The organism is Desulfosporosinus sp. SYSU MS00001, from assembly GCF_049943955.1.
GTDB lineage: Bacteria > Bacillota > Desulfitobacteriia > Desulfitobacteriales > Desulfitobacteriaceae > Desulfosporosinus.
Genome location: NZ_JBNFTW010000001.1, coordinates 492,301 through 517,957 on the forward strand (window position 1 = coordinate 492,301; position 25,657 = coordinate 517,957).

General features: G+C 44.6%; 28 protein-coding genes and 2 riboswitches. Of the genes, 27 read left to right on the forward strand and 1 reads right to left on the reverse strand.

Going from position 1 to position 25,657, the window contains the following annotated elements:
- Positions 1 to 2: 2 nt before the first annotated feature.
- The 27 genes from spoVE to gcvPB all read left to right on the forward strand — a co-directional run bounded on the left by spoVE (position 3) and on the right by gcvPB (position 25,277).
- Positions 3 to 1,097, forward strand: coding sequence for a stage V sporulation protein E (spoVE, locus tag ACPUYX_RS02340; protein ID WP_426378120.1), 1,095 nt, complete (start codon positions 3 to 5; stop codon positions 1,095 to 1,097).
- Positions 1,098 to 1,114: 17 nt separating this feature from the next.
- Positions 1,115 to 2,224, forward strand: a complete 1,110-nt coding sequence (gene murG / locus ACPUYX_RS02345) for an undecaprenyldiphospho-muramoylpentapeptide beta-N-acetylglucosaminyltransferase (RefSeq protein WP_426378121.1) — start codon at positions 1,115 to 1,117, stop codon at positions 2,222 to 2,224.
- Positions 2,225 to 2,324: 100 nt separating this feature from the next.
- Positions 2,325 to 3,173: a hypothetical protein gene (locus ACPUYX_RS02350; RefSeq protein WP_426378122.1), complete on the forward strand. Its 849-nt coding sequence runs from the start codon at positions 2,325 to 2,327 to the stop codon at positions 3,171 to 3,173.
- On the forward strand, positions 3,088 to 3,966 hold the full coding sequence (gene murB / locus ACPUYX_RS02355; protein ID WP_426378123.1) for a UDP-N-acetylmuramate dehydrogenase: 879 nt from the start codon (positions 3,088 to 3,090) through the stop codon (positions 3,964 to 3,966). The genes ACPUYX_RS02350 and murB overlap by 86 nt, the downstream gene beginning before the upstream one ends.
- Positions 3,967 to 4,009: 43 nt before the next feature.
- Positions 4,010 to 5,275, forward strand: a complete 1,266-nt coding sequence (gene murA / locus ACPUYX_RS02360) for a UDP-N-acetylglucosamine 1-carboxyvinyltransferase (RefSeq protein ID WP_426378124.1) — start codon at positions 4,010 to 4,012, stop codon at positions 5,273 to 5,275.
- 111 nt (positions 5,276 to 5,386) lie between these two features.
- On the forward strand, positions 5,387 to 6,112 hold the full coding sequence (locus ACPUYX_RS02365; protein ID WP_426378125.1) for a cell division protein FtsQ/DivIB: 726 nt from the start codon (positions 5,387 to 5,389) through the stop codon (positions 6,110 to 6,112).
- Positions 6,113 to 6,132: 20 nt separating this feature from the next.
- Positions 6,133 to 6,462, forward strand: coding sequence for a small basic family protein (locus ACPUYX_RS02370; protein ID WP_047810778.1), 330 nt, complete (start codon positions 6,133 to 6,135; stop codon positions 6,460 to 6,462).
- Between the two features lie 246 nt (positions 6,463 to 6,708).
- The gene (gene ftsZ / locus ACPUYX_RS02375; protein WP_047810777.1) at positions 6,709 to 7,773 is read left to right on the forward strand and encodes a cell division protein FtsZ; all 1,065 of its coding nucleotides are present in this window, start codon (positions 6,709 to 6,711) and stop codon (positions 7,771 to 7,773) included.
- 417 nt (positions 7,774 to 8,190) lie between these two features.
- Positions 8,191 to 9,561, forward strand: a complete 1,371-nt coding sequence (locus ACPUYX_RS02380; RefSeq protein WP_426378126.1) for a methyl-accepting chemotaxis protein — start codon at positions 8,191 to 8,193, stop codon at positions 9,559 to 9,561.
- A 360-nt stretch (positions 9,562 to 9,921) separates the two neighbouring features.
- Entirely contained in the window at positions 9,922 to 10,839 is a 918-nt protein-coding gene (locus tag ACPUYX_RS02385; protein ID WP_426378127.1) for a sigma-E processing peptidase SpoIIGA, read from the forward strand.
- Between the two features lie 2 nt (positions 10,840 to 10,841).
- Complete coding sequence (gene sigE / locus ACPUYX_RS02390; RefSeq protein WP_426378128.1) at positions 10,842 to 11,564, forward strand: RNA polymerase sporulation sigma factor SigE; 723 nt, start codon at positions 10,842 to 10,844, stop codon at positions 11,562 to 11,564.
- Between the two features lie 57 nt (positions 11,565 to 11,621).
- Positions 11,622 to 12,395 (forward strand): RNA polymerase sporulation sigma factor SigG, encoded by a 774-nt coding sequence (gene sigG / locus ACPUYX_RS02395; protein WP_426378129.1) that lies wholly within the window; start codon positions 11,622 to 11,624, stop codon positions 12,393 to 12,395.
- 174 nt (positions 12,396 to 12,569) lie between these two features.
- Positions 12,570 to 12,848 (forward strand): YlmC/YmxH family sporulation protein, encoded by a 279-nt coding sequence (locus ACPUYX_RS02400; protein WP_426378130.1) that lies wholly within the window; start codon positions 12,570 to 12,572, stop codon positions 12,846 to 12,848.
- A gap of 222 nt (positions 12,849 to 13,070) precedes the next feature.
- Positions 13,071 to 13,880: a peptidoglycan editing factor PgeF gene (gene pgeF, locus ACPUYX_RS02405; protein ID WP_426378131.1), complete on the forward strand. Its 810-nt coding sequence runs from the start codon at positions 13,071 to 13,073 to the stop codon at positions 13,878 to 13,880.
- Entirely contained in the window at positions 13,881 to 14,567 is a 687-nt protein-coding gene (locus ACPUYX_RS02410; RefSeq protein ID WP_426378132.1) for a response regulator, read from the forward strand.
- A gap of 4 nt (positions 14,568 to 14,571) precedes the next feature.
- A complete protein-coding gene (locus ACPUYX_RS02415; RefSeq protein ID WP_426378133.1) occupies positions 14,572 to 15,942 on the forward strand; it encodes an ATP-binding protein in 1,371 nt (456 codons plus the stop codon).
- Between the two features lie 59 nt (positions 15,943 to 16,001).
- Positions 16,002 to 16,928 (forward strand): HlyD family efflux transporter periplasmic adaptor subunit, encoded by a 927-nt coding sequence (locus tag ACPUYX_RS02420; RefSeq protein ID WP_426378134.1) that lies wholly within the window; start codon positions 16,002 to 16,004, stop codon positions 16,926 to 16,928.
- A gap of 87 nt (positions 16,929 to 17,015) precedes the next feature.
- Entirely contained in the window at positions 17,016 to 17,702 is a 687-nt protein-coding gene (locus ACPUYX_RS02425; protein WP_426378315.1) for a YggS family pyridoxal phosphate-dependent enzyme, read from the forward strand.
- A gap of 65 nt (positions 17,703 to 17,767) precedes the next feature.
- Positions 17,768 to 18,205 (forward strand): cell division protein SepF, encoded by a 438-nt coding sequence (locus tag ACPUYX_RS02430; RefSeq protein ID WP_088228534.1) that lies wholly within the window; start codon positions 17,768 to 17,770, stop codon positions 18,203 to 18,205.
- 13 nt (positions 18,206 to 18,218) lie between these two features.
- Positions 18,219 to 18,482, forward strand: a complete 264-nt coding sequence (locus ACPUYX_RS02435) for a YggT family protein (RefSeq protein WP_426378135.1) — start codon at positions 18,219 to 18,221, stop codon at positions 18,480 to 18,482.
- Positions 18,483 to 19,280, forward strand: a complete 798-nt coding sequence (locus tag ACPUYX_RS02440; RefSeq protein ID WP_426378136.1) for an RNA-binding protein — start codon at positions 18,483 to 18,485, stop codon at positions 19,278 to 19,280.
- Between the two features lie 12 nt (positions 19,281 to 19,292).
- Positions 19,293 to 19,754 carry a DivIVA domain-containing protein gene (locus ACPUYX_RS02445; protein WP_426378137.1) on the forward strand — a complete coding sequence of 154 codons (462 nt, stop codon included), beginning with the start codon at positions 19,293 to 19,295 and terminating at the stop codon, positions 19,752 to 19,754.
- A 91-nt stretch (positions 19,755 to 19,845) separates the two neighbouring features.
- Entirely contained in the window at positions 19,846 to 20,322 is a 477-nt protein-coding gene (locus ACPUYX_RS02450) for a hypothetical protein (RefSeq protein ID WP_426378138.1), read from the forward strand.
- A 323-nt stretch (positions 20,323 to 20,645) separates the two neighbouring features.
- Positions 20,646 to 20,756: riboswitch (glycine riboswitch) on the forward strand.
- Between the two features lie 3 nt (positions 20,757 to 20,759).
- Positions 20,760 to 20,837: riboswitch (glycine riboswitch) on the forward strand.
- A gap of 122 nt (positions 20,838 to 20,959) precedes the next feature.
- On the forward strand, positions 20,960 to 22,054 hold the full coding sequence (gene gcvT / locus ACPUYX_RS02455; RefSeq protein ID WP_426378139.1) for a glycine cleavage system aminomethyltransferase GcvT: 1,095 nt from the start codon (positions 20,960 to 20,962) through the stop codon (positions 22,052 to 22,054).
- A 37-nt stretch (positions 22,055 to 22,091) separates the two neighbouring features.
- Positions 22,092 to 22,478, forward strand: a complete 387-nt coding sequence (gene gcvH / locus ACPUYX_RS02460) for a glycine cleavage system protein GcvH (protein WP_426378140.1) — start codon at positions 22,092 to 22,094, stop codon at positions 22,476 to 22,478.
- 1 nt (position 22,479) lies between these two features.
- Positions 22,480 to 23,820 (forward strand): aminomethyl-transferring glycine dehydrogenase subunit GcvPA, encoded by a 1,341-nt coding sequence (gene gcvPA, locus ACPUYX_RS02465; protein WP_426378141.1) that lies wholly within the window; start codon positions 22,480 to 22,482, stop codon positions 23,818 to 23,820.
- Positions 23,817 to 25,277 (forward strand): aminomethyl-transferring glycine dehydrogenase subunit GcvPB, encoded by a 1,461-nt coding sequence (gcvPB, locus tag ACPUYX_RS02470; RefSeq protein ID WP_426378142.1) that lies wholly within the window; start codon positions 23,817 to 23,819, stop codon positions 25,275 to 25,277. Before gcvPA ends, gcvPB begins: the two co-directional genes overlap by 4 nt.
- 180 nt (positions 25,278 to 25,457) lie before the next feature.
- On the opposite strand, the gene ACPUYX_RS02475 is transcribed toward gcvPB, so the two are convergent.
- Positions 25,458 to 25,607 (reverse strand): hypothetical protein, encoded by a 150-nt coding sequence (locus tag ACPUYX_RS02475; protein ID WP_426378143.1) that lies wholly within the window; start codon positions 25,605 to 25,607, stop codon positions 25,458 to 25,460.
- Between the last annotated feature and the right edge of the window lie 50 nt (positions 25,608 to 25,657).

Below are 25,657 nucleotides of genomic sequence, written 5' to 3' on the forward strand. Positions count from 1 at the left end.
ATGTGCGAAGGTATCACCGACCGGATTTGGTTTTGTTGGGCGCGATTATTGCCTTGCTGGGGATAGGTTTTATTATGGTCTATAGCTCGAGCGCAGTGCGAGGATACATTCAGTTTGACGATCCCTATCATTTTCTCAAGGCTGAATCAATTTGGGTGTCCTTGGGACTCTTGGCTATGTTTGTGAGTTACAGGGTTGATTTACAAATGCTGCGCCGATTTGCGAAACCAGCCCTATACATTGCTATTGTCCTGTTAGTGGCAGTCAAAGTGCCTGGACTTGGTCGGCGAGTAAATGGTGCCGATCGTTGGATCGGCCTTGGTCCTTTATCTATACAACCTTCCGAAGTAATCAAACTTTCCATGGTTTTGGTGATGGCGCATCTTCTGGCCTTAAATCCTCATAAGATTCAATCCTTTCGCAAAGGTGTTTTGCCTGTTCTTGGTCTGATGGGGTTAATTGCAGGGCTAATTATGCTCCAGCCGGACCTTGGAACAACCTTAGTAATTGCAGCGACTACTTTTTTTATGCTGATTGCTGCTGGAGCAAAAACTTCACATATTTTGGGATTAGGCGGAAGCGGATTAGGTTTGGTCGTAGCGGCAATTGCCGCTGCACCCTACAGAATGCGGCGGATTTTTGCCTTTCTCGATCCCTGGGCAGATCCTCTCGGCAACGGATATCAAACGATTCAGGCCTTGTTAGCCTTAGGTCCGGGAGGGTTATTTGGTTTGGGATTAGGGCAAAGCCGGCAAAAGTTTCTCTATTTGCCTGAGAATCATACGGATTTTATTTTTGCTATGATCGGAGAGGAACTTGGTTTCGTTGGAGCTACCTTAGTTGTCATGCTGTTTTTTCTATTCGCTTGGAGAGGATTTCGAGTGGCCATGAGATCAGAAGATGTTTTTTCCGGTCTGTTGGCAGTTGGTCTAACAGCTATGATATCCATTCAAGCCATGATTAATATGGGGGTTGTAAGCGGTGTATTGCCTGTAACAGGGATAACGCTGCCCTTTATCAGTTATGGAGGAACCTCCTTGGTTTTTACAATGCTGGGTGTCGGAGTCTTGCTTCGGATTTCCCGGGAAATTAGGTAAGGAAGGGGTATAGATCGGTGCGTGTAATGCTGACAGGCGGAGGAACAGGCGGGCATATTTATCCTGCTTTGGCTATTGCTAAGGGATTATTGGCAAGGGATTCCGGAACTAAGATCCTTTATGTAGGGACTCGAGAGGGAATGGAAGCTCGTTTGGTCCCGGAGGCTGGCATAGAGTTCGCCGGAATTTCCGGTAAAGGTCTCCCGCGGAAGCTGAGCTTGGATACGATTAAGGTCATGGGGGAAAGTACAAAAGCTCTTTGGCAGACTAAGGAATTATTGCGTAAATTTCATCCTGACTTAGTTATTGGAACGGGTGGCTATGTATCCGGGCCTGTTGTGCTTACTGCAGCCCTGTTTCATGTTCCAACTATGCTCCATGAGCAAAACGCTTTACCGGGTATTACCAATCGTCTCCTGGCCAAGGTTGTAAAGCGGGTGATGATTACGTTTCCGGAAAGCATGGCTCGTTTTGGAACCCCAAAAAAGTTGGAATTAGTCGGCTTGCCGGTCCGTCCGGACATTGGCCGGGTGACTCGCAGCATTGGTGCTAAGCATTTAGGATTGCGGCCGGATCAGTTAACTGTCCTCGTTACAGGCGGAAGCCGCGGTGCCAGAACTCTGAATCGGGCCATGACCGTGGTCCTGGAACATCTGCTTCAACGTCCGGAGATACAGGTGATTTGGGCTACCGGGAATGTTACGTATCAGGAGACCGTTGAGGGGTTGGAAGCCCAAGGGATTCCCTGGAAAAGTCCCCGCTGGCGTATCCTTGAGTATTTAAAAGATATGCCTGAAGCCTTGGCCTGTTCTGACCTCTTTATAGGCCGTGCTGGAGCCGCATCTTTAGCTGAAATACAAGTTGCCGGCGTTCCCGGCATTTTGGTGCCCTACCCATTCGCTGCTGAGAATCATCAGGAATATAATGCCAAAGCTATGGTGAATTCCGGCGCTGCCCGAATGATCTTAGACCGTGAATTAACTGGGGAAACGTTATGGAAGGATGTTGAGGAATTAATTTCTTCCCCCTCTCAGTTGAAAGAAATGGGCAGCGCATCACGTGTCATGGCTAAACCACAAGCGTTAAATAAAATTGTGGATCTTTGTTTAGAGACGGCATGGCACTAGTCCTTATGTCTCGAACATGAATAACCAACTTCTCCTTTGCTCACACCTTCTGGCCTCAATGCATAGGATATGGCAGTAACAAAGAAGAGGAGTGAGGCGTGTGTGGCCGAGAAGAAGAGTGCTTTTAATTGCTCCTTCCGGAGCTCCGGGAATTGATGGGGCTCGAGCTTTCTATAAGGAGATCAATCTCGATTTTCTCGAAATTGATCCTGCAGCAACGGAATTAAGCCCTGTCTCGTCCCAGGATTGGCTGGAAAAACCATTTGCCTGCGGCGCCAATGAAACAGGCCCTTTTACCGAAGGCGTTGTTTGGCCAGGTCTTGACGATGATTGGCGACCTCAACAGATTTTGGATTACAGTCTGCCTGTTCAATCTATTACTGTATATTTACATAATTTTTTTAAAGATGAAGTTGTTATACCGTTTTCTGAGCAGGAAGTTTTGGCAGAAGGTTACCCCTTGGCTGGACATATCTTGAAGGAAGCAGGTTTTGAACCTTCCATCCTTTGGCAAACTAAGGATGGAACTTGGAAATGTGAGGAAAGGCCCGGTTTCATCTGGGTTCTGCCAGAATCTTGGTTATTGATGCTGGCGGGAAAAGAGACCATGGGAAGAAGCGTGGCCGAGTCTAGTCCAGAAGTCCTATGGAAACGAAACGAAATGGGGATTGACTTTTATAGGGGAGAGGGCGAGACTTATGTAGGGCATTTGCCCAGGTGGCCCGATTCTGCAGAGGAACCCTCCGCAACGGCGTCAATAGCAATGTGCCTAAACTTGGGAGTTTCTTGGTTTGACATAACATTAGCCCTTAAGTCTGCTTGGGCAGATAACATAATGACGGATAATTTGAGGTGGAACGGTAATGGTTTTGGATGGAATGCCCGGACGTGTGGAGAAGAATTACCCGCTGAAGGATTTAACGACCTGGAAAATTGGCGGACCTGCTGAGATCGCTTATTGGCCGAAAACGACAGACGATCTTAAAGAGGTCATAGAACGGGCTATGGCGGCCAAAGTTCCCCTTTGGCTGATCGGCCGGGGGTCTAATCTTTTAATTTCTGATCAAGGGCTTCCGGGAATTACGCTGGTAACCACGTCACTGCGTTCTATTCACTGGGATGATTATTCAGTTCGAGTTCAAGCAGGGTACCCTTTGGCACGCTTAGCTCAGGAAACCGGAGAGCGTGGATGGAGCGGCTTGGAATTTGCACGCGGGATTCCCGGCTCTGTTGGGGGAGCGGTGATCATGAATGCCGGTGCACACGGCGGAGAAATGGCTTCGCAAATTGAAAGTGTAACGATACTCACAACAGAGGGATCTTGGCGAAGGCTTAAGAGAGAGGAAATAGAGTTCGGTTATCGCTATTGCTCTTTGAGCGGAGAGGCTTGGATTATGGAAGCTACCCTTAAATTTTCGCCGGGGAACAAGGAGGCCATTCTTCACAGTATGCAAGAAAATTTAAGACAGAGAGCTATTAATCAGCCCCTTGAGGTTCCTAATGCCGGGAGTATCTTTCGAAATCCACCCGGTGATTCTGCAGGGCGTTTGATTGAAACCGCCGGTTGGAAAGGAAAGAGTGTCGGAGGTGCTCTAGTTTCAACGAAACATGCTAATTTTATTGTTAATACGGGTGGTGCTAAGGCCTACGATGTCCTCGCTCTGATCGGGGAGATTCAGGAGGATATTCAACATAAATATGGGATTGCCTTGCAGACAGAAATAAAATATTTGGGGAAATAGAAGGTTTACCAGTAAAGTAGTGACACCAAGGAGGAGAAAAACTATGGCTATGGATCGCTATGTCATTACGGGAAAACAAAGGTTAGAGGGAACAATTCGTGTCAGTGGGGCCAAAAACTCTTCCCTTCCTTTACTAGCGGCAACTCTGCTTGCCGAAGGAACCTCCACATTGTTAGAAATCCCGGCCTTGGCAGATATCAGACATATGATTGAGGTTCTGGAACACTTGGGCTGCAAAGTACAACGTCAAAATGAAGGGTTAACCATAGATGCAGCAGCCCTGGAATTTTGTGATGTTGATGAAGAGCTGATGCGGAAAATGCGTGCCTCTAATTTAATTTTAGGGCCTTTATTGGCACGCTATGGACGGGTAAAAATTTCAAGGCCCGGCGGATGTGCTATAGGATCTCGGCCGATGGATCAACATATTAAAGGGCTGCAGCAGCTTGGAGTGAAAATTAAAGAAAGACATGGCTATATAGAAGCTTGGGCAGATCGCTTAGAGGGGGCGGAAGTTTATCTTGATGTACCGAGCGTAGGGGCTACCGAAAACATCATGATGGCAGCAGTTTTAGCAAAGGGAACCACGGTGATCCGAAACGCGGCTCGTGAACCGGAAATTGTTGACCTGCAAAACTTTCTCAATAAAATGGGAGCTAAAGTGCGTGGGGCGGGAATGGATGTCCTGAGAATTGACGGGGCAGACTCCCTTAAACCGGCTGAGCACACAGTGATCCCAGATCGAATTGAGGCTGGAACGCATATGATAGCAGCCGTTATGACTGGGGGAGATTTAACGATCGAGAATGTTGTCCCGGAACATCTTGAGCCTGTTATTGCCAAATTACGACAGGCAGGGGCTAAGATCACGCTCCTCGATGATGCAGTTCGGGTCGAGAGGAAAGGCAAAATTCATAGCATTGATCTTAAAACAATGCCATACCCCGGATTCCCGACCGATATGCAGCCGCAGTTTATGGCCATGTTGGCCTGTGCGGAGGGGACCAGCGTTATCACTGAAACGATTTTTGAAAACCGTTTTCAGCATGTCGATGAGTTGTGTCGGATGGGCGCTCAAATTAAGGTTGAAGGTAGAACTGCCATTATTCGCGGAACTGGAACTTTGGAGGGAGCCTTCGTAGAGGCCACAGATCTAAGGGCCGGGGCAGCTCTTTTTCTGGCCGCTTTAGCTGCTGATGAAGCGACGGTCTTGGAAAGAGTCGATTATATCGATCGTGGCTATGAAAATTTAGAAGAAAAATACCGTCATATAGGTGCCAAATTGCTGAGGGTCGCGCCTAAAAGTTAAAATTCCTTCAATTAATGAGGAAACTGTAATATTTTGTTGGGAAAAAAATTTTTCAAAGGGCATGACAGAATAGGTTTGTATTCGTTATACTTGGAACAAGGAGGAATCACCATGACTTCCAAGAAAACAAATACAACCTTCCTCTATCTGACGGCATTGACTATATTACTCGCACTGGGTTTGGCCTTATTCTTTCGCTCCAGTGCGTTTGTCGTACGAACTATTAAGGTTCAAGGTCTAAGTATTATTCCGGAAAATGAGATTCTAAAATTAGCCAATGGAGTTCAAGGACAGAATCTCTTACTCTTCGATCAAGAAGACCTCAAGAATAAGATTTTTCTGCATCCTCTCGTCCAAAACGTAACCTTTAAGAGGGTGCTGCCTCACACTTTAGTGATTCAGATTACTGAACGGACGCCTGTAGCATTGGTCGTTGTTCCAAAAGGAGTATTGGAGGTAGATGCCCAGGGAACTTTTTTACGGCGGTTAGAGAGTTGGCCTAAAACAGATCATCCGGTCATAACGGGAGTTAAAGTCTTGGATACTACCGGACCGGGTCAGAATTTAAGTAATCCTTCTCTAACTGCGGCTCTTAGTTTATTAGGACAAGCTCCTAAGGAACTATTGGGGCAGATTGGAGAACTTAATGTGAACTCAGTCCAGCAAATGACGTTGTTCTTAACAAGTGGTGTTGAGGTTCGGCTTGGACAAGCAAAAGAATGGAAGGACAAATTAAATGCTCTTTGGCAATTAATTAATGATAAAGAGTATAAATCATTCCAACAAGGGGTACGCTATATTGATTTTACAGCGGCCAAACCGGTTATTGGCCGCTAAGTCGGGGGAGGATCTTTTAAATGTGGTTACCGCTTTTAGGCTTAGTGCTAGGGTTAGCTATTGGGTATGTCAGCCCTTTTTCTGTCCCGATAGAATACGCTAAATACTTTTCTGTAGGAATTTTAGCTGCTTTGGATTCCGTTTTAGGAGGCATTCGTTCGGCTCAGGAGGACCATTTCGACAGTACTGTATTTCTAAGCGGGTTTTTCAGCAATATGCTTTTAGCAGCAGCTTTAGCCTACGTTGGAGATCGAATTGGGGTTGATCTTTATTTAGCGGCAATTGTAGCCTTTGGTGTGCGCTTGTTCAATAACCTTGGAAGTATTCGGCGTCACCTATTAAAAAAGTAGCAATAACAGGCATGATTTATTCATTTTGCTGAAAGTTTTTATTTTAAAAAAAAGGGATAAGGCCTGTACATATAGAATTTGTAAGGTCATATGTATTAAAATGTTGAACAAGAGATTTTAAGTTTTCGCACCGGTAGTTTGTTAGGAATTATAACCTATTGACTAAGGTGCTTTTAGAGAGAATTGTTATAACATGGTTCATTTTTCTTTGTGTTCGGTCAGAATATGCGAGGGGGTTAAACCTAGATGCTAGAATTTGAAACTGATTTAAACCAAATAGCCGAAATAAGGGTAATTGGTGTGGGTGGCGGAGGAAATAATGCGGTAAATCGTATGATTACCGCTGGTTTACAAGGTGTAAATTTTATAACCGTTAATACAGATTCACAGGCACTGCAGCTTTCACATGCGAGCCAAAAAGTGCAAATTGGGATAAAGTTAACTAAAGGTCTTGGAGCAGGCGCAAATCCTGATATCGGTGCTAAAGCGGCGGAAGAAAGCCGCGAAGAACTGGCTAAGGCTCTTAAGGGCGCGGATATGGTTTTTGTAACAGCCGGCATGGGCGGCGGTACGGGCACAGGAGGAGCACCAATTGTTGCTGAAGTGGCAAAGGAGATGGGAGCCCTCACAGTTGGTGTTGTCACCAGACCCTTTACGTTTGAAGGACGTAAAAGGGCTATGCAAGCCGAAAAGGGGATCGCTGAACTTAAAAGTAAAGTAGATACATTAATTACAATACCTAATGACCGTTTGCTCCAGGTTGTGGACAAGCACACGACGATCCATGAAGCATTTCGGATTGCCGATGATGTTCTGCGCCAAGGGGTACAGGGGATTTCGGATTTAATAGCGGTACCTGGGCTGATCAATTTAGACTTTGCAGATGTGAAGACTATTATGTCCAATACCGGTTCTGCCTTAATGGGAATCGGACAAGCTACAGGCGAGAATCGAGCCGTTGATGCGGCCCGCAAAGCCATCTCCAGTCCTTTGTTGGAAACGTCAATCGAAGGTGCCAAGGGAGTGTTGCTTAACATCACTGGTGGAATCAATTTAACACTCTTTGAAGTCAATGAGGCGGCAGGAATTATTTCTGAGGCGGCAGATCCTGAGGCTAACATTATCTTCGGTGCTGTAATCGATGAGAATCTTAAAGAGGAATTAAGGGTTACTGTTATTGCCACTGGTTTTGACCAGCAATACGCAGGCCTTTCGGGAGCGCAAAGTAAGTCTCAGGAAACTACCATCATTAAACCGGTAACAAAAGAAGTGGATATTGATATTCCTGAGTTTCTGCGGCGCCGAAAGTGAACTCGTTCAGCTAAAGCTGAACATCGGGGCTTCACTCCCACTTGAAGAAGTAGGAGTCTTGCGATTGGATAAAACAATTAAATGTACCATTGATCGATGCAAATACTAAAGGCGTTCTCGCTTCACTAGTAGTGGAGTAAGAACGCCTTTATTTAATGATTAGGCAAGTAAAATTGGAGATTCAAGGAGGGCGCTAACAAGTTTTGGTACTGCCCCTTTGGCAAGTCGTTTCCTTAATTGTCGAATTGACTAATGACTAAGCCGGCAGTCACAAAGGAGTAAGCTAATCAACCTTGTATTATAAGTTTTACCTAGTAATTATTTTTAAAAACTTGATTTACCATGAAGGAATTCGGAGAATAATGTAGAATGTTGCAGAATAATTCAGGAATTTAAGATAAGAAGGATGATGTCTGTATGGGATTATTTAAGGGTAAGACCTCCGAAGTTCTTACGCCTAATTCCGATTGTGAAAAAATATATAAGGCTTTAAGCCAATCTGATTTTACCAGGTCATTGGAAGTCGATATTGAGCCTTCAAGTCCCCTTTACCCTGTGGTGGAAATTCTTAACCGCGTCATTGCCGAGAGACAAGAGGCATCTTCGGCTTCCCTGAAGGATATCGATAATTCTGTCAAGCGACTGATTGGTATGACCTCAATTCGCCAAATGCTGCATAAGGTCGAGGAACAAGCGGATCATTTAACAGGTCTTGCTGCTCAGTCTGAAGAATTGGGCGCTTCTTCGGATCAGGTTGCCCAGTCTGCTACTAATTCCTCGGGGTTTGTTGAACAAGCAACCACGGCGGCTGTTTCCGGAGGTGAAAAAATACAAGAAGCCATTCTCTTCGTTGAACGTTCCTTTGATGAATTTTCTATAGTCAGCCAACAGGTTCAAGAAGTATTGAATTCCATGAAGGACATTGAAAAGATTGTGACGGTTATTGCCGGTGTGGCTGATCAAACAAACTTACTGGCTCTCAATGCAGCTATCGAAGCGGCACGTGCCGGGGAGCAGGGTCGGGGATTTGCTGTTGTGGCGGATGAGGTTCGTAAACTTGCCGAACATACAACGACATCGGTGACGGATATTCGTCAGAAAATTGCTGTTCTTAGTCAGAATTCTTTTGAAACAAATCAGAAGATTTCGGCACTTTCGCAAACGATGTCCAATGGCAAAACGATAATGCAGGAAGCAGCATCATCCTTAGAAGGAATTATCGAAAATTTTACGTCGATCACAGAGGATATCCAAAATATTGCAGCCAGCAGTGAAGAGCAGAGTGCAGCCGTTCAAGAGGCAGCCGGAAGCATTTCCACGTTGACTCTGGCTGCCGAAGAAATTAAAAACATAGCTGAAGTAACCGGTCAAGGAATTTATGATCTTAGTCGGGAACTAGAAACAATTCGTTCAGAACAAGTGACAAGAGTTCCTACTATGTCCGATTATCAAGCTTTAGAATTGTGTAAAACAGACCATCTCTTATGGACATGGCGAATTTACAACTTACTTTTGGGGTATGAACATCTGACTGCCAAGCAGGTTGGTGACCATCATGGCTGTCGTTTAGGTCAATGGGTTGAAAGCGACCAATCCATCCACTTTCGTTCCTCCAATGTATTGACCAAGCTGGAAGCTCCGCATAAACTAGTTCATGATCTAGCTCGTGAAGCGGCAACAGCGATAGAACAAGGCGATAAAACCAGAGGTGGAGAACTGCTTAAAAAGATGGCTCAAGCATCACAAGAGGTGGTTGCTGTTTTACAAGAACTACAACAAGAGTGTTAACGTAATTCGACGTAAGATCATTTTATACCTGTCGGGAATGAATCAAGCATTCCCGACAGTTTTTTTTATTCAGCTTTAGTTGAACGAGTTCACTCACTTCTTCCCAAAGGCTAGCGGGTGGAAGACAGTGCCTTCGAGCATCAGCTAAATTGTTCTTCTGAGATTTACAGACAGTTAAGTGCTTAGGAAATTCAGAGTGTCGTCGATACTTGGGAGCTTGTCAGCAGCCAAGTTTGATCTAAAACTACACTACTCGTATTCATTCTCCTAAAAAATCCCAAACAGAACCACTGAAAGCGACAGCTTTTTCCTCCGTCGCTAAGCTATAATTTTTAGTATAGATCTGGAAAGGATGCGTCAATGAATGGAGCGATGACTTATCTCGATTTAGATATGCTCGTGAATGGAGGCGTAGATGCGCTACTTCTTATTCTTGCAGGCCGAATGCTTCATCTGCCAATTCGATCGAAACGAATACTGGCTGGGGTATTGCTTGGGGAAATTCCGGTAATCTTAGTGTGTTATTCCGGTCCGCCCTGGACGACTCTGAGCAAGTGGCTCATCCCTTTCCTCATGGTTTTAGCAGCCTACCCGATCCGGAGTATAAAGGTTTTTCTTAAAGTCTTCCTGGGGTTTTGGCTTTTTTCCGCCGGACTCGGGGGGTTTGTTTATGCTTTATGGGGGTGGATACAGTTTGATAAGGGTCTGGGTGATGACATGCTTACCCTTGTCAAAGGAACTTTCTGGATTTTGCCCTTGTCAGGATTTTTATGGTGGATACTACAAGACCGCTGGCAGCGATGGCAGACAGGACGTTCTCACTTAGAAAAAAACCTTTTTGAACTGGAAATTGATTTCGAAGGTGATGGCCAAAAGCTCGTTAATTTTAAAGCTTTGTTGGATACAGGCAATCAGCTGACGGACCCCTTGAATGGCAATCCTGTCTTACTTGTGGAAGAAGAGGCTGCAGCGGCCTCGATACCCCAGGAAATACAGTCCTTTCTTGAAATACCCTGGGAGGAGAGTAAGGATCCATGGCCATACTTATGGAAAGAAAATCCTAGTTTAATGAGACGTCTTGTTTTTATTCCCTTTCAAACTATTGATCGCCGAAGTTGGCTTCTAGGGATCAGACCTGCTCGGGTCACTTGTTTTGACAAGGATGGCCCCCGTCAAATCCAGGCAACTGTGGCTCTTGTCAAACAAATTTTAAGTTCGGAGGGTGAATATCAAGCGTTACTGCACCCGGAACTATTGCAGAAAGGTGGAGATGAATAATTATGTGGTGGAGTAATGTTCTCGATAAAATTAGCCGTTTTTGGGTGGTGTTTCGCCAGAAATTCTTTTCGGCTCGAGGTATCTATTATGTCGGAAGCAGTGAAGCCTTGCCCCCTCCTCTAAATTCAGACGAAGAAGGGATGCTCTTAGAGCGTCTGGAAATGGGTGATCCTTCGATCAGAGATATCTTAATTGAACGTAACCTCAGGCTCGTCGTGTACATTGCCAGAAAGTTTGAAAATACCGGGATAGGCATTGAAGACCTGGTTTCTATCGGAACCATTGGCTTAATCAAAGCAGTTAACACGTTTGATCCGCAGAAAAAGATTAAATTGGCAACTTATGCTTCCCGTTGTATTGAAAATGAGATTCTGATGTATCTTAGACGTAATAATAAGACTCGTTCTGAGGTATCTTTTGATGAACCTTTAAACATTGATTGGGATGGGAATGAGTTATTGCTTTCAGATGTTCTGGGAACAGAAAATGATGTCATTTCCAAACCTATTGAAGAACAAGTTGACAGGCAGTTATTGCATTTAGCTATGGAAAGACTAACGAACCGAGAAAAAATTATTATGGAATTAAGATTTGGCTTAGATAATGGGGTAGAGAAGACCCAAAAGGAGGTGGCGGATCGACTCGGTATCTCACAATCCTACATTTCAAGACTCGAAAAAAGAATAATTCGCAGATTGCGTAAAGAATTTTGTCGTTTAGAATAAGTAAAACGGTCAACGGGCATACTTTCCAACAGAATTGTCTGGGGAGGTGCTCTTAAGTTGGCATTAAATAAAGTTGAAATCTGTGGCGTGAACACCTCGAAGCTACCTGTATTATCCAGTGCAAAAATGAAAGAGCTGTTTGTGATTTATCAAGCCGGAGATCGCAGTGCCCGTGAAAAATTAATCCACGGGAATCTTCGTCTTGTACTCAGCGTAATTCAGAGATTTACAAATCGAGGCGAGTATGTTGACGACTTATTTCAGGTTGGATGCATTGGATTGATGAAAGCGATTGACAACTTTGATCTTAGCCAAAACGTAAAGTTTTCAACTTACGCTGTGCCGATGATCATTGGAGAAATTCGCCGGTACTTAAGGGACAATAATCCCATTAGGGTAAGCCGATCACTTAGAGACATTGCTTATAAAGCCTTACAAGTAAGAGATCAATTAGTTTGTGAGTGCTCGCGTGAACCAACAGTTGCGGAGATCGCCACTAAGCTGTCCCTGCCGCGTGAAGATGTTATTTTTGCTTTGGATGCCATTCAGGAACCGATTTCTTTGTTTGAGCCGATTTATCATGACGGCGGTGACCCTATTTTTGTTATGGACCAAATCGGAGATGATAAACAGACGGACAATGGATGGGTAGAGGGGCTTGCAGTCCGCGAGGCCCTTAGGCGTTTAAGTGAACGGGAAAAGCTGATTTTATCGCTAAGGTTTTTTAATGGCAAGACACAGATGGAAGTCGCCGATGAGATAGGGATATCCCAGGCCCAAGTATCCCGCTTAGAAAAGGCGGCTATGCAGCATATGCGCAAATACGTTTAAGAGCTTCGCAAGATCAAGGAAGGTCATCCCAATTGCACTCTTTACAGCCACCGCAGCCAAATTTACTTACTGCAACATAGTAACTTTAAAAAATATTAAAAGCGAAGGCTATTTAAAGACCATCCCACATATAATGATATATGACAGTTGAGCCTCATCAGGGGGGATTAATCTATGAGAATCTCAGATTTGCGCTTATTGGATATTGTCAATATCAAGGATGGCCGAAGGTTAGGCCCAATTAAAGATCTCGATTTGGATCTAGAGAAGGGTATTGTTAAAGGAATGGTGGTACCAGGGCCTGCAAGAAGTAGTTGGGGACTTTTTGGCGGCGGAAAAGCTGAGGATTTTATAATTCCTTGGGAACGGGTTAAGAAAATTGGAGTGGATGTTATTTTAGTTGATGCCCATGATCTGCCTGAATACCATCCGGAGAATGATGACCATCGCTAAGAGTACTTAAGTTGAATCAATAGGCATAAGTCATAGTTCTTAATCTAAGAACATGTGCTTATGCTTTTATTTATGTTTGTTCCGCAAAGGACAGGTTTTATCTACATATTATCCGGATATTCGCCAATGTTTTTCTAGTACTAGTCGAAATAGGACTAATAGCAGGTTTGTTCTTATGGTTATTAAATGATATATTAAAAAAGAAATTAAAGGAGTCAGAGAATGAACTGGAACTGGCAAAGAAAAGGAGAATTTACCGTTCTAACAATTTCAAAGTGGCTTGAAGAAGGAATTGATATAGGCTTCTCGACGCGCAAGGGAGGTGTTAGTCACTCCCCCTATGACAGTTTAAATTTAGGACTTCATGTTGGGGATGAAGCTGGGGAGGTTTTGGAGAATCGTTCGCGTTGGCTTAGTCTGTGGGACGCCTCCTGGTCGGGAGCTGTCGTGGGAGAACAAATTCATGGAGCAAAGGTTGTATGGGTTGATGAGGAAGATGGCGGCCGAGGTCTTCGTGATCAAGAAACTGTTATCCCAGGTGTCGATGGTCTTGCTACAAAGAGTTCCGTTGGTCTCATGACATTTTATGCAGATTGTGTTCCTCTTTATTTCTATTATCCTGATCTTAAGGCGGTTGGCATCGCTCATGCGGGTTGGAAGGGAACCATGCAGAAAATTGGCCGCAGAGCCTTAGAGTGTTTTGAAGAAGCCGGAGGCTGTACGGAAAAGGCTTGGGCTGCCATCGGACCTAGTATCGGCCCCTGCTGCTACGTTGTCGATGAACGTGTTGCTAGCCAATTTCGCGCCAACTACGCAGAAACTCCCTTTTTGCGTCCGATCTCTGAAGGACAGTACCAGCTTGATCTGTGGGAAGCTAATAGGACTACATTGTTAGAAAAAGGTGTTTGCCCGGATAATATTGCAGTGGCGGCCCTTTGCACAAAAGATAACCCGGAATGGTTTTTTTCTCATCGTCGTGATGGTGCTCGAACAGGACGAATGGCAGGGTGGATTAGAATTGGGGGGATTTAAGTGGCAACAATATTGGTTGTGGATGATGAGGAACCCATTCAAGAACTGCTTAGATTCAATTTGGAAAAAGAAGGATATCAGGTTCGGGTGGCAAAAGATGGTCCGGAAGCCTTAGCGTCTATTGAAAAGGAACAGCCGGATTTGCTTGTTCTTGATGTCATGCTGCCAGGAATGGACGGCTTAGAGGTCTGCCGCAGACTTCGTTTAAATACAAAGTTTCAGCAGATACCAATTATTATGTTAACGGCGAAAGGTGAAGAGATCGATAAGGTTCTGGGTTTGGAGCTTGGGGCAGATGATTATATGACAAAGCCTTTTAGTCCCCGGGAACTACTGGCGAGAATCAAAGCTCGTTTGCGCCGCTTAAACATCCCGGAAGATACGGAAGCCATGATTGTGCGAGGAGAGCTGCGTATTGACATTAACGGTTTCCGTGTTCTCATCCGAGGTGAAGAAGTTGAGCTAACGCCAAAGGAATTTGAGCTTTTACGTGTTTTTGCTGCCCATCCTGGTAAAGTGTATTCCAGAGATGAACTTCTGGAACGCATTTGGGGCTATGAGTATCATGGAGATACCCGTACTGTTGATGTCCATGTGCGGCATTTGCGGCTAAAAATTGAGCGTGATCCCTCGAATCCGGAGTACATTGAAACTCTGCGCGGAATCGGCTACCGTTTTAAAGGGTAAGAATATGAGCATAAAATGGCGCTTAACGGGACTGTACATTGTTATGACGGCCTTGTCCTTGCTTTTGTTTTGGGTTGGTGAGAGCGTAAAATTAAAAGCGATAGGACAGCAAATAGACATTGAAGTCGTGATCCTGGCGATCTGCTTTCCGGCGGGGGCTGTTTATGTTTATGCCGGCTATTTAGCTAAGCGATTGGAAAAACTCCATCTGGCCACTCAACGTATTGCGAGAGGCAACTTTGAACGAATTGATTTTGCAGATTCTACGGATGAAATCGGGGAATTTACGGCTGAACTGAATAGTCTTTCGAGGCATGTGGAGATGATTGTCCAAAGCGGAACTCAAGAGGCTCACAAGATGGAGGCAATATTAGCAGGAATGCAAGAAGGCGTTGTCTCAGTTGATCATGTGGGCAGGGTTGTTTTAGTTAACGCAGCAGCAAATCGAATTTTTGGACGCCAGGATACGGAACGCAAGTTAAAATATTTGCTGGAGCTGACCTATGATTCAGAACTGGAACATTTAATTCACAATGTACTTTCTGGAGAACCGAGTGCGACCAGGGAAACCCACTTTGGTCAAAAGACCATCCAAAGTCAAGTAAACCCGATTTTAAATGAACTTGGTCAGCCGCGAGGGGCTGTGATTGTCATGCATGATGTTACTGAACTTCGTCGTTTAGAACAAATGCGCACGGAATTTGTTGCTAATGTATCCCATGAGTTGAGAACTCCCTTAACATCCATTAAAGGGTTTGTGGAAACATTGTTGGATGGTGCGGCGGATGTCCCTTCGTTACGCGAGCGTTTCTTAAAAATTATTCAGGCTGAGACCTTGCGCCTGCAGCGCTTAATTGAAGATCTTTTAACGTTAGCTCATTTTGAAGGACGGGAGAACAAGGGAGGACTCGTCTCCGGCAAAATAAGTTATCTCCAGCAAGCCTATAAAAAGATTCAGCCGGTTATACTTAGTTTCGCTCAAGTCAAAAATATTGAGGTTGAAGTCAATCTCCCGGAGGATTTACCGCCTCTTTCCATAGGTGAAGATTTATTAAGCCAACTTCTCTTAAACCTTTTAGAGAATGCTGTGAAATATACAACTGAAGGAAGAGTATGGCTGAATGCGCAAGTTTTTCAAGAGTATCTTCGCTTGGAGTTTGGTGATACCGGTTGTGGTATTCCAGAAGAAATGCTGCCAAGAATTTTTGAGCGTTTTTACCGTGTGGACAAAGCTCGATCCCGAGAACAAGGAGGGACAGGCTTGGGTCTAAGTATTGTAAAGCATATGGTCGAAGGAGTGGGTGGAACTATTGATGTTACATCCCAGCTTGGTGTCGGAACTGTTTTTACCTGTGATTTACCTCGAGCCAGGTAGTGCATCCTGACATCCTATGTATCAAACATCAAAAAAGAGACGGGTTCTGGGAGGGGTCCATGGAGAAAAAAAAGCGAAAAAAAAGAAATCCATATGGGCTTTGGATCATCGTATTCTTAATCTTATTTGGGGGAGCTTTTTGCTACTATCGAGAGAATTTTTCCGCTGGGAATATAACCTTCACAGCAGCTCAGCCGGGGATCATTACTCATGAACGAAAGGTTTCTGCTGTTTTTGCGAATCAGGAGCAGCCTGTCAAAGCTCCCAATTCAGGAACAATACAGTTTGTCGGCAAAGATGGCCAGCGTTTTAGACGAGGCGAAACGTTGGCAGCAGTGCAGCAAAATGGAGCTGCTCCCGGAAGTAATCAGAGTTCGCTAAGCGGCACTGTGGTAACAGCTGATATGGGAGGGCTATTCTTTCATCAAAGCGATGGTTTAGAAACAATTATTACCAGCGAGAACATAATGTCTATGGATTTAGAAAAATTAGTTGCTCAAACTTCCCAGGTTAAAGTCCCTGGTCAGACGGTTCAGGCGGGAGAGATTGTGGGTAAAATCGTGAATAATCTTTCGCCGACGCTGGCTTTCCTCCAATTGTCAAGTATTGATGATATCACTGGAAAAACCATCCGTTTAACAGCAGGAAATCAAACGATGGATGCTCAGATTATGCGTAAATCTGAAAAACCTATGGGTATAATCGTTCAGTTTCCTCATTACGTTGATGGGTCAGCAACTGAAAGACACCAAGAAATAACTTGGATCTATGCGCCCCAGACCAGTGGTGTTCTAATACCTGCAAGCGCTCTTTGGACACAGGGAGAGGAACAAGGTGTCTTTATTTCGACAGAAGGGGTAATCCATTTTAAAAAAGTCAAAGTACTTGATAAAAATGATCAACAAGCTTGTGTAGACAATTTACCGGTAGGGATACCTGTAGTAACGAACCCGCGAAATGGGCTTGAGGGGCTAATTGCAAGGTAAAAAATATCAAGCTTCAGACTTTCGTAGCAGGAAACGGAGGAAAAGCGTAGAATTCTTTGCGAAGGGGATATTCAGGAAATGGAAGATTTGGGTATTCAACAACGTTTAATAGAAGTTCGTCAGCGAATTCTTCGGGCTGTTGAGCGGAGCAATAGAAATTGTGCCGCAGTAAAATTGTTGGCGGTTTCCAAGACTCAGCCTATTCCAAAAATTCAGGAGGCTTATCAGGTTGGGCAGCGAGCTTTCGCGGAAAACCGAATCCAAGAATGGCAGGAGAAGGTTCCGTATATGCCGAATGATTGTGAATGGCATATTGTGGGAAGACTGCAGACTAATAAGATTAAATATTTGAATGACAAGGTTGCTCTCATTCATTCCTTGGATCGCCTTTCACTTTTAGAAGCCTTAAATGAACAGGGAAGACGACAAGGTTTGATCTGGGCAGCATTGGTCCAAGTCAATATTGCTCGAGATCCTGCTAAAGCCGGGTTAGCGCCTGAAGAAGTTCCGGATTTTTTAAACTCTATAAAGGATTATCCTTATGTCAATGTCCGGGGTTTGATGACGATCGGAGCTCTGGAGGCAAGCTTGCAAGAAACTCGGGAATTCTTCCGCCAACTGAGAAATCTCCGTGATTCTTTGCAATCTCAAAGCTGGCCAGGTGTTGATTTGCTGGACCTTTCAATGGGGATGAGCCGAGACTTTGAATTGGCCATTGAAGAAGGAGCCACTCTTGTTCGAGTGGGACGACAGATTTTTGGCGAACGCGGATAGCCAGTAGGTTAAGTTAGGTAGTATTTAGCTCCACGTAAAGAGATATCTGAAAGGGAGGGCCAGGTATGGCAAAATTGATTGATAAGATGATTGGGATTATGGGATTTGCGGATGATGAACAGGAAGACGAGGTTTTTGAAGAACAGGAAAAAGAGAAAATTGACCAAGAAGAAGTACGTACCAGCAGAAAAAATGCTCCCGTTGTTAGTATTCATACGCAAAAACAAATGCGAGTGGTCGTTTTGGAACCGAATACTTTTGAAGATGCCCAAAATATCGCTGATCAGCTGAAATCCCGACGGCCGGTTATTGTCAATCTGGAGAATGCCGAGAAGGTTTTAGCAAAACGGATTGTTGATTTTATTAGCGGGACAACCTATGCTCTAAATGGCAATATGCAGAAGGTTGGCAGCGGGATTTTCCTGTTTGTTCCCAATAATGTCGATATTTCTGGGGAAATGCGAGATGAGCTAAAAGTTAAAGGTCTGTTTTGGTCAAAATAGGAGGGATTATTAATTGATTTCTCTAATTGCTCAGATTGTTGATAAAGTGATTACAATTCTGATTTTCGCCATAATTGTTCGAGCATTTCTCTCATATATTCCAAGATTAAAGCCAAACCCTCTAATCACGATCATATATGATATAACCGACCCTTTACTGAAACCGTTTCAGCGTTTTCAAATTAGTTCAGGGGGTATGGGGTTGGATTTTTCTCCTTTGATCGCTATTATCGTTTTAAACCTGATTCAGACATTGATTGGGAGGCTTTTCTATTAGATGAAACCTTCTATAGATCGCAGTGCGCTTGGGTTTTGGAACGAAAAAGACCAACGGTTGACGGCTGCTCATCTTTTAGATCAACTCGATATAGTACTTCGTTATAATACTAAACAGGTCACTCCTTTTTTAAGTTTTGCCTTGCGGGATTGGACTGAAGGGATTCTCAGGAAAGAAGGGTTAGCTTATTTGCTGGAAGGCGGGTTTCCAGACGCAGAACGTGTTCGTATCGTTATTGGCCCATGGGGAGAGGAACTAGATCCTGAGGATGCCAATCTGTCAATTCTCGAGGTTCTGCCTGCGAATCCTCAAGCTCGGCTCGAACACCGTCAAATTCTCGGATCTCTGTTGGGTTTGGGTATAGAGCGGGAGGTTTTGGGAGACATCCGTGCCGGTCAAGGGGAGTATTATATAGTGACTTCGGCCGATATTGCTCCCTTTATAATCGATTATTGGCAATTAGCCGGACGGGAAAAAATTAAAGCAGCACTATGCAGCCAAAAGCCCAATATTTCGCCCGACGAGGGAGAGAAGAAACGGGTTACAGTAAGTTCATCACGCTTAGATGCTCTTCTTGCCCATTCCTTTGGTGTCTCGAGGGCCTTAGCACAGGAATGGATTAACCAGGGTAAGGTACGGCGCGAAGGCCTGGTAGTCAACAAAGCGGAACTTAAGCTGCAGCCTGGAGAAACCATTTCCTGCCGGGGCTGCGGACGCATTAAGCTATTGGAATGTACTCAGACCCGCAAGGAACGTACGGCTTGGCAGCTTATTCTTTATAAGTCACAACGCCAGTAGGAGGGAACAAAGATGCAAATGACTCCCCTTGATATACACAATAAGCAATTCAATAAAGGGATTCGAGGGTATCAATGCGGAGAGGTGGAAAAATTCCTGGATGCAGTGAGTCAGGAATTTGAATCCGCCTACACTGAAAACTTCGAGTTACGCGAAAAAGTGAAAGTTTTAGAATCTGAAATTAGTCATTTTCGTCAAATTGAGACTACATTGCAGCAAACCCTGGTCTTAGCCCAGCAAACTGCGGAAGAAGTAAAGCAAGCTGCACGTCATGAGGCCGAACTTTTGCTGAAGGAGGCTGAACAGAATAAGTTAGCCAAAGTGTCTGAAGCTCAGGAAAAATGGGAAGAAATACAGGGAGAAATACAAGAATTATCTAGGAAACGTGATTTGATTCGAAGTCAACTCAAGTCCTTTTTGCTCTCCCATCTTGATTTAGAAACGATGCAAGAGCGAAATGAAGGTATAGCCTAAAGGGTCAAGGCTACTGCAGTTGTTGCTAAGCTGTCTGCATTCGTGGTAAAATGTTCTAAAAGAGAACTTGGAAAGAGAAGGATTGTCACCGATGAATAGATTGATTAGTGAGATATCTTCTGACTTTCTCATTCAAGGATTTGGGTTGCATGAGGATGAAAGGAAGATTTTTGTTGGTAAAGTAGGAGGTCAAGAGATCCAGCTTTTACCTGACTTTCATGATTTAGACTTAGAAACCAAAGATTTGAAAATTCTTTGTGTGGGAATTGCTGAAGCCAGTAATCATTTTCGCCCGGGGGATGTACTGATGACCGGAAGCGACGATTTGCTTGATCGTGCATTTCAAATTATGGATGATCTTGAGCAGCGTTGTGTTGTGGTAAGTCTGATCCCTAATCAAGATTCCACTCATTTATACCTTTCTAAGGAAACGATGGAGCCGCTGGTTCAGGAATGGAAACAACGTAAAGTCTCTTTTTTGTGTCTTTGGATGGTTGATCCCATCGATTCTGAGGGACAGGCGAAGTTAGTCACGATTTTACGTAAGGTAATCTTGAAGGACTCATAACTATTATTATTATAAGTAACTCAGTTATTGATGAAATCGTTAGCGAAACGGTTGGTATGCGAGTGATCTCGTCCCTTTATGGAGGGACGGGATTTTAGTTATTTATGGAGTTTTAATTACAAAAGCCCCAAAATCGGAAATTTTGGGTCATCCGGCCCAAGGGTAAAAATGTAAACGATTGTACGGGTTGGGTGTCTATAAAAAAATGGTAATTGTCGAATTAGGTAATTAAATATTGAAAAAAATCAGTCAAACTTTTAAAAAGGGTATAGACGAAATGAAAAAAAAGGCATAGTATATTGTATAACGATAATAGCTACCGAATGATACTAGCAGGAGAGATCTGGGAGAAGTTCCGGACGCCGAAGGAGAAAATCTCTTGAAGTCGCTTTTCAAGGGGGGAAACTCTCAGGCAAAGGTACGGCTAGTAGACGGTACTCTGGAGAGTTTCTCTTCACAGGGAACACCAAAGGGGAAGCCGGAAGACGGCGAATCTCTCAGGTTAAAGGACAGAGAAGATGCGAAGGCATTTTTTCTGTCCTTTTTTGTATCTATGGCGGCTAGCTAATTTTTTACGATGGGAGAGGTTAAGTTTCAGTTTTCAGTTAAAACTATACAGAATTGAGGAGGTGCCAAAATGGCAGAACTGAAGCGAACTCCACTTTATGAAGAACATAAAGCAGCCAAGGCAAAACTTATTGATTTTGGCGGCTGGGAAATGCCGGTTCAGTATTCCGGAGTGATCGAAGAACATCAGGCAGTACGTAAAAACGCAGGGCTTTTTGATGTCTCCCATATGGGCGAAATTGATGTTCGAGGAAAGGATGCTCTGGCTTTTGTGCAAAGGATAATTACAAATGATGCCAGTAAGCTGGAAAACGGAAAAATCCTTTACTCTCCCATGTGCTATCCGAATGGCGGAATTGTAGATGATTTATTGGTCTATCAACATACACCGGAGCATTTTTTGCTTGTTGTCAATGCATCCAATACAGCAAAAGATTTTGCCTGGATGCTTGAGCAAGTCCAAAATTTCCAAGCCACCGCAGAGAATATCTCGGACCAATATGCCCAGCTTGCTTTGCAAGGGCCGCAAGCGGAAAAGATCCTTCAAGGAATGACCAATGTTGATTTGTCAACCTTAAAGTATTATACGTTTTGCTACGGGGAAGTTGATGATATTAGATGTCTGATTTCTCGTACAGGATATACGGGAGAAGATGGTTTTGAGATATATGCATCCCCTCAGTCTGCCCAACAATTGTGGCGCAGGATTTTGGAAGTCGGTTCAGCAAAAGGGATACAGCCCATTGGCCTTGGTGCTCGAGATACTTTAAGGTTTGAAGCCCGCTTACCCTTATACGGCAACGAATTAGGGGAGAGCATTACTCCTTTAGAAGCCGGACTAGGTATCTTTGTCAAACTGGATAAGACGGATTTTATTGGCAGAGATGCACTGCTGAAGCAAAAGGAGCAAGGCGTACCACGCAAGCTTGTTGGTTTGGAAATGATCGGACGGGGAATTGCCCGCTCTCATTATCTATTGCAAAAGAATGGGGAAGAGATCGGATTTGTTACTTCGGGATCCTACTCCCCGACTCTTGATAAAAATATCGCTTTGGGTCTTATGCGAGCGGATTTAGCGGTATTAGGTGAAACCCTGGATGTGATGATTCGCGGAAAGGCTGTTCAAGCAAAGATTATTCCCAGTTTGTTTTATAAACGGAGCTAGCGGATAAAATAACTAAAATATTGAGGAGGATGATATCATGAATCCAGTAGAATTAAAGTATAACAAAGAACACGAATATGCGAAGACAGCAGGGAATATCGTAACTTTTGGAATTACTGATCACGCCCAGGAAAGTCTGGGAGACGTTGTTTTCGTTGAACTTCCTGAAGTGGGAGCTACGGTAACTGCAGGAGAATCCTACGGGACCGTTGAATCGGTTAAGGCAGTTTCAGAAATCACAGCTTCCGTAAGCGGTAAGGTCGTTGAAGTAAATAATTTGGTGATTGATTCGCCGGAACTGTTAAATAGTGATCCCTATGGAGACGGCTGGCTGATAAAAGTTGAGGCAGAGGATTTGTCCCCTCTGGATACCTTAATGACTGCTGCTGAGTATGAGGAGTTTGTGGCTGAGGAGGAACACTAGAATGAACTTCGTGCCAAATACGGACAGCCAAAAAGAGCGGCTCTTAGCCCGTATTGGGGTTGAGTCCGTCGAAGACCTTTTTGCAGATGTACCTCAGGAAGTTCGCTTAAAACGGCCTCTCCATATTCGCGGAGGAATGTCAGAACAAGAATTAGTCAAACATGTTAAAGGATTGGCCGCTAAAAATAAGACCGTTGAAGAATACAGTTCCTTCTTGGGGGCTGGTGCTTATGAACATTATATCCCGAGTTTTGTGGATCAATTATTGCTTCGCTCTGAATTTTATACGGCTTATACGCCCTATCAGCCGGAAATTTCGCAAGGGACACTCCAAGCGATCTATGAATATCAGACGTTGGTCTGTGAGTTAACGGGAATGGATGTGGCAAATGCTTCAATGTATGATGGCGCTTCCGCCTTAGCTGAGGCTGCACTCATGACCTGCGATGCCACAAAGAGAAACAAAATCTTAGTTATGGAGACAGTACATCCGGAATATCGTGACGTTCTAAAAACATATTTGCCGCCGCGAGGGGTGGAACTGATTGAAATTCCGTCCAAAGGTGGAGCCACAGACTTTGAAGCCTTAGAAACTAAGCTTCAGGAAGGTATAGCAGGCGTTTTGGTGCAGACTCCAAACTTTTTCGGCAATATAGAAGAGGCAGAACAAATTACCCTCGCTGCTCATGGAAAGGGAGCACTTGCCGTGATGGCAGTTAATCCCGTGTCTTTAGGGCTGCTGAAGACTCCGGGAGAATGCGGGGCAGATATTGTTGTCGGAGAAGGTCAGGCCTTTGGAAATCCTCTTAATTTTGGCGGTCCCTATTTAGGCTTCTTGGCGTGTCGGGACAAGTATGTGCGGAGAATGCCGGGAAGGATTGTAGGAGCAACAACAGATAAAAACGGGCGAAAAGGTTATGTTCTGACATTGCAAGCCCGGGAACAGCATATTCGAAGGGAAAAAGCTACTTCCAATATTTGTTCCAATGAGGCCCTTTGTGCCTTAGCCTTTACCATGCATTTGAGCGCTTTGGGAAAAAAAGGAGTTTCAGAATTAGCCAATCTGAATTTCCAAAATGCTCATTATGCCGCTCGGGAGATCGCCAAGCTTCCAGGTATGAGTTTAGCCTTTCAACGGCCTTTCTTTCATGAATTTGTGGTAAAAACAGCGTTGGAACCCTCGAAAATTAATGAGGCTCTTCTCAAAGATCAAATCATTGGCGGATTGGATTTAGCGCGATTCTACCCTGAACTTGATCATCATCTTCTCTTCTGTGTGACCGAGACTAAATGTAAGGCTGATATTGATCGGCTTGTGGCCAGATTGGGGGAAATCCAATGAAAGCATTAGAACCGCTAATTTTTGAACTCAGTGCTGGTGGCAGAAATGCAGTCAGTTTGCCAAAATGTGATGTTCCGGAAATCCCTGTGGAGACAATGATCCCCGAGCATATGCTTACCCGTCAGGAACCGCAGCTTCCCGAACTGTCCGAGGTTGATGTTGTGCGGCATTTTACTCGGCTTTCAACCTTCAATCATGGAGTAGATACCGGATTTTATCCTCTGGGATCTTGTACAATGAAGTACAACCCTAAAGTGAATGAAACTTTGGCTCGTCTCTCCGGGTTTTCGGCCCTCCATCCTTATCAGCCGGAGGTCTTGACTCAAGGAGCTTTACAGCTCATGGCTGAGCTTCAGGAAGATCTTTGTGAGCTGGCGGGAATGGATGGATTTACTCTTCAGCCTGCAGCCGGTGCTCATGGAGAGATGACGGGGATGTTAATTGTTAAAGCCTATCATGAACATAGGCAAGACCGGAAACGTACGAAAGTCATCGTTCCGGATTCAGCTCATGGAACTAATCCGGCGACGGCAGCGATGGTCGGCTATGATATCATTCAGGTGCCTTCCACTGAGCGGGGCGGCGTAGATCTGGAGGCTTTAAAAAAGGTTGTCAGCGATGAAGTTGCTGCTCTAATGTTAACAAACCCTAATACCGTTGGTCTATTCGATGAAAATATTCGGGAAATCACCAAGCTTGTTCACGATGTCGGCGGATTATTGTACTATGACGGAGCTAATACCAATGCCATCATGGGTATTGCTCGTCCCGGAGATATGGGCTTTGACGTCGTTCATCTTAATCTGCATAAGACCTTTTCGACGCCCCACGGGGGAGGTGGGCCGGGTGCCGGTCCCGTCGGCGTAAAGGAATTTTTGCTGCCCTTCCTGCCCAAGCCTATTGTGGTTCGAAGAAATGACGGTACTTTTGGATTAGAGGACAATCTGCCCCTTTCAATTGGCCGGGTTCGTTCATTTTACGCTAATTTCTCGGTACTTGTTAAGGCCTACGCTTATATTCGAGCTTTGGGAGGAGAAGGGCTCAAGGCAGCGTCAGAAAATGCGGTGCTTAATGCCAATTATTTAATGCAAGTGCTCAAAGATCATTATTACCTGCCCTTCGACCGTACTTGTAAGCATGAATTTGTAATTACGCCGAAGACCTTGAAATCGACGGGAGTTCACACTTTAGATATTGCCAAACGCTTATTGGATTATGGTTATCATCCGCCCACGATTTATTTTCCGCTGATCGTTGAAGAGGCAATGATGATTGAACCCACCGAAACGGAAAGCGCAGAAACTCTCGATGAATTTGCCCGGGTCCTCATTAAGATTGCTGAGGAAGCCCGTGAAGATGCGGATTTGGTTAAGAACGCCCCCCATACTACTTTAGTGACTCGTTTAGATGAGGTGGCAGCGGTGCGGAAACCGGATTTGCGGTATCGGAAGAAGTAACATTTTGTCAGGGAACTAGGGTGATTTTATATGCCGCTCTTTGGGGCGGCTTTTTTCCACTAACGGTCTGGATGTAAAGCCATTGAAGAATGAAATTAGGTCGCTAGGGTCAGGCATCTTCACCCACACCGTTCACTCAGCATTCCGAGGCTCGCCCACTCGGCCGCGCGGGAGCTATCTTCAGCGGATAAGCATTCTTTGGAGATAGCCGCATCGAGCGAAAATGTCCACCGGACACTTTCGTGCCAAACCTCTGGGCAGTACCTGATGTGAACCACTGGCTCCGCTGCCCCGCGCAGCCTTTGTGGGCTTTACCGCCTCTCCATGCAATGAGTTCTCTCCTGTGGGCGAAGGTGCCCTGCTTTGAGGTCTATAGTCTT